We start from the raw sequence: 7,919 nt of genomic DNA, 5'->3' as shown, positions 1-7,919 counted from the left end.
CTTGCCTTGGAGCATCGCCGCGTAACCGATGCGCGCAACCTCGGCCGCCGTCATGACCTTTACACCGGACGTGAAGATTTTGGTTTTCTCCGCCCCCGAGCGTGCCTGAAACTCGGTCGACGTTGGGCCGGGGCAAAGCGCCGTCGCCGTCACCCCCGTGCGCCGCAGTTCCTCGCTGATCGCCTCGGTAAAGCTCAGAACGAAGGCTTTGCTCGCGTAGTAGACCGCCATGAGCGGCCCCGGCTGAAAAGCGGCGGTCGAAGCGACATTCATCACCTGGCCGCTGCCACGGGCGATCATGCCGGGGAGAAAAAGCCGCGTCAGTTCAACCAGCGATGTGACGTTGACCTGAATCATGTCCAGATGCGTTTTCAGCTCTTGCTCGACAAACGCGCCGACCATGCCGAACCCGGCGTTGTTGATCAGAACATCGGGGACCGCGCCTTGAAGCGCCGCAAAGACCCGGCCGGCGCCTTCGCGATCCGACAGGTCAGCCGCGACCGCCGTACCCTTCAACTCGCGCGCAACCTCGTCCAGTTTCGGAGAGTTCCTGGCGACCAGAAACAGCTCATAGCCGTCGCGGGCCAGAAGCTTCGCCAGTTCGTAACCGATTCCCACCGACGCGCCGGTAACCAGTGCCGTCTTGGCCATTGGGTCAATTGTAAGTCCTATTTGTGCTGTATCGCTCTCGCAAGTACCAGGGGCCGCAGAGAACCCTATAGTTTTCTCGCGCCCTGGTCGATGTACGGAATTAGAACCGTACTCTTGTGCGGAAGCCCGTCGTGTCTCCTGAGGTGTTCCGTGCCGCGGTCATTAGATACTTTATGTCTGCAATTGAAGTAATTCCGCCAAACCCGTCGGGGAAGCCGAGCGGCGAAACCATTCTGCTCCCGACGGGGCAAGCCTGTAGAAGGCGATCCTGTGTCGCGCACCTGGTGCGTGAAGCCGCATTTGCCCATCCCGGCGGGGTTGCACTCGCGTCGGGTACGGAGACTCTCTCGTATGCCGAACTGATCGCGCGGGCGAGTCGCCTGGCGAGCTATCTCGTGTTCCTGGGCGTCGGGCCGGATGTTCCGGTCGCGCTGTGTCTCGAACGTTCCTTCGATCTGATTACCAGCGCGCTGGCCGTCCTCATGGCGGGCGGCGCCTATCTGCCTCTCGATCCGGCATGGCCGCCCGCTCGAACGGTTCAGATTCTCGAACAAGCGGACGCGCGATTCGTAATCGCCCGCGGCGGGCAAGCCGCAATCGTTTCGGGAAACACGCCTGGAGACGAGCGCCACGTAGTTGACCTCGATGTCGTGCAGCGCCTTGTGGACGGTCTCGACCCGTTGAGTGAACCAGCTCCCGTTTCGCGCGAGAACCTCGCGTACATCATCTTCACTTCCGGTTCCGCCGGCCAGCCCAAGGGTGTTGAGGTTACGCACGGCAACCTGCTGAACCTGATCTTCTGGCACCGCCGCTTCTTCGACATCACGCATGAGGACCGCGCGAGCCACATCGCCGGTATCGCTTTCGATGCAGCCGTGTGGGAAATCTGGCCGCACCTGACTGCGGGCGCGGCTCTGGTGTTAGCCGACGACGAGGTGCGTACGTCTCCGGAGCTCCTGCGGAATTGGCTCATTCAGCAACGAATTACGGTCTCGTTCGTGCCGACCGCGCTCGCCGAAGTCATTCTTTCGGGCGACTGGCCGGCCGGTTCGGCGCTCCGCTACCTGTTGACCGGCGGAGACACCCTGCATCGAACTCCATCCCCGTCTTTTGCGCCTGTCGTCTTCAATAACTATGGACCGACGGAATGCACCGTCGTCGCGACATCGGGAGCGGTAACGCCGGTTGGCGCTTACCCGGCGCCTCCCTCGATCGGCAAGCCGATCGCTCACACCAAAGTCTACATCTTGGATCGCGATCGGAACCCGGTGAAACCGGGCGAGACGGGTGAAATCTACATCGGCGGCGCGGGTGTTGCGCGCGGTTATCGCAACAGTCCATCCGAAACCCAGGAGCGCTTCATTCCGGATCCGTTCAGCTCGACGCCGGCCGCGCGCCTCTACCGGACCGGCGATCTGGGCTCCTTCCTTCCCGATGGCCAGATCGCGTTCTGTGGCCGCGCCGACGCGCAGGTGGAACTGCGTGGAAACCGGATTGAACCGGATGAAATCGTCTCGGTACTGAACACGCATCCATCGGTTCGGGCGAGTGCGGTCGCCGTCCATGGTGAGTGCTGCAGCAAGCGGCTGGTCGCCTACATCGTGAAATTCGAAGGATCAGAGGTATCCGCGTCCGATTTGCGCAACTTCGTTTCCGAGCGGTTGCCGCACTTCATGGTACCCGCGGCTTTTTGCGAGTTGCCGGCGCTGCCCTTGAACTTCAACGGCAAACTGGATCGCCACGCGCTTCCCGGACCGTCCCCCGAGAACCTGATCCGGGACCGGAACTATCGCGCGCCCAAATCTCCGATGGAAGACGAACTGGGCCGGATGCTGGCGGGTCTCCTCGGCGTCGATGAAGTGGGCCCGGACGAGAACTTCTTCCTGCTCGGGTTCCATTCGCTATTGGCCACGCAGGTCGCGGGGCGCGTTCATGAGCGGTTCGCGGTGCAATTGACGCCGCGTCACTTATTCGAAGCCAAAACTGTTGCGCGACTCGCGGCTGAGGTGGATCGCCAGCTCGAACTGCGGATCGCTTCCCTTTCGGACGAGGAGATCAGAAGTCTCTTAGGCGCGCCCCGTTCCGCAAACCAGGCCGACTGAACATGCCGACTGAAATCGATACTTCGCTCAGTTTGTGCCGGCTGCTCGAACCGGAAATCGCCGCCGATCCTTATCATCTCTACCGTGAGCTGCGCGAATCGGATCCGGTTTTTTGGGACCCGTTCCTGCATGCCTGGGTCGTAACGCGTTATGCCGACGTGGTGACCGTTCTCCAGAAGTTCTCGGCCGATCGCACGCTCTCGACGGAACAACTCAACAACATGGGTCTCGGCGCGCTGGCTCCCATCGTCGAGGTCATGAAACTGCAGATGCTGTTTCGCGATCCGCCCTATCATACCCGTCTGCGCAGCGTCTGCGCGAACGCGTTCACACCGTCCCGCGTTGCCGTTCTCAAATCGCACATTCAGGAGATCGTGAACGGCCTGATCAACCGCTGTATCGCGGCGGGGAGCGCCGATATTGTGGCCGATATCGCGGCGCCGATGCCCGCGATTGTGACGGCGGAAATGTTCGGCCTGCCGGTCGAAGATCATGAGTCGCTGAAGAAATGGTCGATCGATTTCGCTGAAATCCTGGGAAATTTTCAGCACAATCCCGACCGTGTGGCGCGCGTTCTCGAGAGCGTGTATGAGATGACATCCTACTTCCGCGCAGCCATCCGCCGACAAGCGACCGACCCCCGCGAAGGGCTGGTGAACGCGCTTACGACCGCAGCTCCGGATGGAACCTATCTCACCGAGGAAGAGATTATCGCGAACTGCATCCTTACCATGATTGGGGGGCAGGAGACGACCACGAATCTGATCGGCAGCGGCATTTTGACTTTGCTGCGGCATCCCGATCAGCTGCAATTGCTTTTGGACGATCCGTCGCTGCTGCCGTCCGCGGTCGAGGAACTGCTGCGGTACGAGAGCCCCATCCAGCACACGGCGCGCGTCGCGCACGAGGACATCAACCTGGGCGGAAAACAGATCCGGCGCGGCCAGTCCGTGATCGCCGTCATCGCCGCGGGCAATCGCGATCCGGAGCGCTTTGACGATCCCGATCGGCTCGACCTGACGCGCGAAAATAACCGGCATCTCGCGTTCGGCTGGGCCGCGCATTTCTGCTTCGGGGCGCCGCTCGCTCGCATTGAAGGGCAGATCGCGTTCGGCGCGCTGGTGCAGCGCCTGCGCAATCTGGAGCTCGCTTCGGACCGGCTGGAATGGCACGAGAATCTCGGATTGCGGGGCCTGTGCGCTTTGCCGGTGCGCTTCGATCCTGGGCCAATCGTACCGGTCACTTACAAACTGGGGTTCCTTAAGGTGGGATTCCTTAATTAATCATGACGGGCATGGAAACCAGTTCGGAGCTACGGCAGCAGCTCTTGCAGCGCCTGCGCGGCGGGCATCTGCCGACGGCTGAGAAACCGGCGGAGCTCGCAATCCAGCCGGTCTCCGGAAAGGAGATTCCTCTTTCCTGCGGGCAGCAGCAGCTCTGGCTGCACTCCCAGTTCGCACCGGACGCCCCGATCTACAACGAATCCATCACCGTCCGCAAGCGCGGATTCCTGGACGCGGTTGTACTGGAGGCGGCGTTCAATGAGATCGTGAGCCGGCACGCCATCTGGCGGACCGGGTTCGCGGAGGTTCCGGGCGGTGTCGTTCAGATCGTGCATCCGCACCTCCATGTTGCCCTTCCCCTCGTTGACCTAACGCACCTCACGGCCACGGCAGCAGAGGCCGAAGCCGTGCGCGTGGCTTCCGAAGACGCAAGCGCGATCTTCGATTTACAAAAGCCGCCGCTGTTGCGCGCGCGCGTTTTCCGGTTAGCGGAAGACGATCACCGGCTTTATCTGACGTTCCACCACCTCGTTTTCGATGGCGTGTCCGTGTACCGCGTCTTTCTCCCGGAACTGGCGAGCGTATATCGCGCCTTTCTATCAGGCTCACCGTCTCCGCTTCCCGATCTGCCGATTCAATACAGCGACTACGCCGCGTGGCAGCAGCGGAAACTCGCGCGCGGCGATTACGCGCATCAACTGAACTTTTGGCGCGAATCTCTGGGTTGCGACGCGCATGGTCCCGAAGCTCCGCGCCTCGATCTGCCGGTCAGCCGCCCGGCCCAAGCAACGCCCGCGTGGCGTGCGGGAATGGAGCCGTTCGCTTTCACCCCGCAATTATCGAAAGCCGTGAAGCGTCTCGCCGGCAGCGAAGGCGCTTCGGTCTACATGACGCTGCTGGCAGCCTTTCACGTTCTGCTCCACCGCTATTCGGGGCAGGAAGAAATCACCACGGGCGGTGTAGTCAGCATTCGCAATCGCCCGGAGATCGAACCCCTGATCGGGTATCTGCTGAACACGGTCGTTTTGCGCAGCCGCGTGGATGCTTCTCTATCCTTCCGCGAATTCCTCAAGCAGATCAGGGACAGGGTTCTCAATGCGCTCGCGAACAGTGACGTTCCGTTCGACGCCGTCGTGCGCGAGCTTGCTCCCAGGCGAGACTTGAACCGCAACGCGTTGTTTCAGGTCTTGTTTTCCCTTCGCCCGCACCCGTCCGAGCTTCCCGACGGCTGGAGCCTGACGGAGTTTGACGTCCATAGCGGAGCTTCGGGGTTCGATCTGTTCGCGGACCTCGTCGAAGGGCCCGAGTGTCTATCCGGCCGCCTGATCTACAGTGCGGCGCTGTTTCGGCCCGCGTTAATCCGGCGCATGATCGGTCACCTGCGGAGGCTGCTCGAAGCGATCGCCGCAAACCCCGATTCGCCTCTCGCATGGCTGCCGCTGCTGACGGACCGGGAGCGAACCGATTTGACGGAAGCCGGCGCCGGGCGGACCGTGGATGAACCCGCTCCCCGGCCGATCGCGATGTTCGAGCTAGCCGCCCGGAATTCGCCCTCGCGCACCGCCGCGATCTTCGAAGACCAGCAGCTTACGTACGGCGAACTCGATTCCCGCGCGAGCGCATTTGCCGCCAGGCTGCGCGAGGCCGGAGCAACGCCCGGCTCGTTAGTCGCCCTCTCGGTCGAGCGCTCGCTTGAACTGGTGATCGCGCTGATTGCGATCTGGAAAATCGGCGCCGCGTACCTGCCGCTCGATCCGGATCTTCCCGCGGAACGGCGGGAATTCGTGATCACGGACGCCAACCCTGACCTATGCGTCACCGCGACGGACCTTCAAATCAGCATCCGCCATCGCGATACGTCCGGGCATCCTCCGGGTCTGGCTTACGTGCTCTACACGTCCGGATCCACCGGTGTACCGAAGGGAGTTGCGGTTCCCCAAACGGCGGTCGCGAACTTGCTCCGCTCCATGCAGCGCGAGCCCGGCTTCTCCGCGGACGATTCGCTGCTCGCCGTCACAACCCTTTCGTTCGATATCGCGGTACTTGAGATTTTTCTCCCGCTCGTCTCCGGGGGCACGCTCGTTATCGCCTCCAACCCAACCGTGAAAGACCCGCACCGGTTGACGGACACGATGATCGCGTCCAGGTGTACCGTCATGCAGGGCACTCCGGCTTTGTGGCGATCGCTCATCGAAACCGGCTGGCGCGGCGATCCCCGTCTGAAGGTACTCTGCGGTGGAGAAGCGCTCTCACGTTCTCTGGCGGACGATCTGGTCTGCCGTTGCCGCGAGTTGTGGAATATGTACGGACCCACGGAGACGACCGTGTGGTCGCTGATTCAGAAGGTCGAGCACGGGCCCGCGATAATTTCAATCGGCCGGCCCATAGATAATACCCAGGTCTATGTGCTTGATCGGCGGTTGCAACTGCTCCCCGCCGAAGTGACCGGCGAACTGTATATAGGCGGCGCCGGCGTCGCTCGGGGATACGTCGGACGGCTGCCCCTTACGCGTGAACGCTTCGTCCCGAACCCGTTTCGCTCCGGAGAGTGTTTTTATCGCACGGGCGATCTGGCGCGCTGGAACGGCGACGGCACTTTAGAGTTTCTGGGCCGGGTAGACAGTCAGGTCAAGGTTCGTGGTTTCCGTATTGAGTTGCAGGAGGTCGAGGAAGCTCTCGCGCGATGTCCTGAAGTTCGGGGCGCCGCTGTGAAAGCGTGGCCCGATGCGTCGGGCGAAAACGCGTTGGTCGCCTACGTGGAAGGCGCCGTCGATGCGAGCGCGTTGCGCGGGTATCTGCGCCGCAAGTTGCCTGAGTACATGATTCCGTCCCGTTTCATCGAGCTGCTAACCCTGCCTCGGACTTCGAACGGTAAGTTGGATCGGAACGCGCTACCCGAACCAGGCAGCGCAGCGCTTTCCACTATCGAATGCAGCGCACCCCGAAATGAGACCGAACGCCGCGTCGCCGGCATATGGGCAGAGCTGCTCCATACCGGTCGCCCGCACATCAATCAGGACTTCTTTGCCCTCGGCGGCCACTCGCTGCTTGCCGCGAGCATGCTTCGCCGTATCGAAATCGAGTTCGGCAAACGGCTCACCATCTCCGCGCTGTTTGAGAATCCAACAATTGCCGGATTATCTGCATTGCTGGCTCCATCCGTCCACGGCAGCGCGTCGGCGGGTATCGGAGGAGCGACGCCCACCGGACAACTCCGTCTGGACTGGATCTACGCGGGAGCTTACTTTCGGGACTTGGCAGCGCGGTTGCGCCCTGCTTGCCGCTTGCACGCCGTCTCGTTGCCGCATGAAATCGAGGCGCAGGTGCGCGTGACGGGCCGTCTGGAAGATGTCGCGCGGCTAATCGTGGATGAACTACGTAGCACGCACCCGCGAGGGCCCTACTCGCTCGGCGGCTGGTGCGTGGCCGGGATCCTCGCTTACGAGGTAGCTGTCCAACTGGAAGAGCTTGGGGAGGAGGTCGGATTTGTCGCGTTGCTTGGAGCGCCAAATCCCAGGCACTACACTTCCGTTCCCAGAAGCGACAGGCTCAAACGCAAGCTCCGGCATCACTGGAAGCATCTGACCAATCTCAACGCCGCCGGTGTCTCGCAATACCTGGCGGAGCGGGCCAGGCGACAGATTCAGTGGCGCAACCCGCTCCGCTCTTCGGACTTCGACCACGTCATCTCGGAGCTAGCCCTACGGTACACCCCCCCGCCGCTACACGCGCCCGTAGCCCTTTTTCAAAGCGCGGATCGCCCGGCCGGGACCGATTATGCCCCAGGCTGGGAGGGAGTTGTTGCCGGCCCGTTTGCGGCGTATGAGGTTCCAGGCACACATTCCACGTCGCTCGGAGAGCCGAATGTCGCGGTTTTGGCGGA

4 protein-coding genes are annotated in these 7,919 nt (G+C 62.1%); 3 read left to right on the top strand and 1 reads right to left on the bottom strand.

The window, feature by feature from the left end; genetic code table 11:
* On the bottom strand, positions 1 to 651 hold a 651-nt coding region (locus tag H1Y01_RS08675), incomplete at its 3' end, for an SDR family NAD(P)-dependent oxidoreductase (protein ID WP_180540046.1).
* Positions 652 to 824: 173 nt separating this feature from the next.
* Here H1Y01_RS08675 and H1Y01_RS08670 point away from each other — a divergent pair.
* The 3 genes from H1Y01_RS08670 to H1Y01_RS08660 form a co-directional block, all read left to right on the top strand.
* Positions 825 to 2,753 carry a non-ribosomal peptide synthetase gene (locus tag H1Y01_RS08670; RefSeq protein WP_180540045.1) on the top strand — a complete coding sequence of 643 codons (1,929 nt, stop codon included), beginning with the start codon at positions 825 to 827 and terminating at the stop codon, positions 2,751 to 2,753.
* A gap of 2 nt (positions 2,754 to 2,755) precedes the next feature.
* Entirely contained in the window at positions 2,756 to 4,036 is a 1,281-nt protein-coding gene (locus H1Y01_RS08665; protein WP_180540044.1) for a cytochrome P450, read from the top strand.
* Positions 4,037 to 4,038: 2 nt separating this feature from the next.
* Positions 4,039 to 7,919: non-ribosomal peptide synthetase (locus H1Y01_RS08660; protein WP_180540043.1), on the top strand; the 3,881-nt coding region annotated here is incomplete at its 3' end.

The sequence above is a fragment of the Nevskia soli genome, from assembly GCF_903970205.1.
GTDB lineage: Bacteria > Acidobacteriota > Terriglobia > Bryobacterales > Bryobacteraceae > Bog-113.
Note: the sequence above shows the minus strand (reverse complement) of the source record. Positions and strands in the feature narration are given on the sequence as shown.

What these genes read in the sequence shown, in the direction of transcription:
- H1Y01_RS08670 (WP_180540045.1), top strand. Translation starts at nt 825, where the DNA reads ATGTCTGCAATTGAAGTAATTCCGCCAAACCCGTCGGGGAAGCCGAGC.
- H1Y01_RS08665 (WP_180540044.1), top strand. Translation starts at nt 2,756, where the DNA reads ATGCCGACTGAAATCGATACTTCGCTCAGTTTGTGCCGGCTGCTCGAA.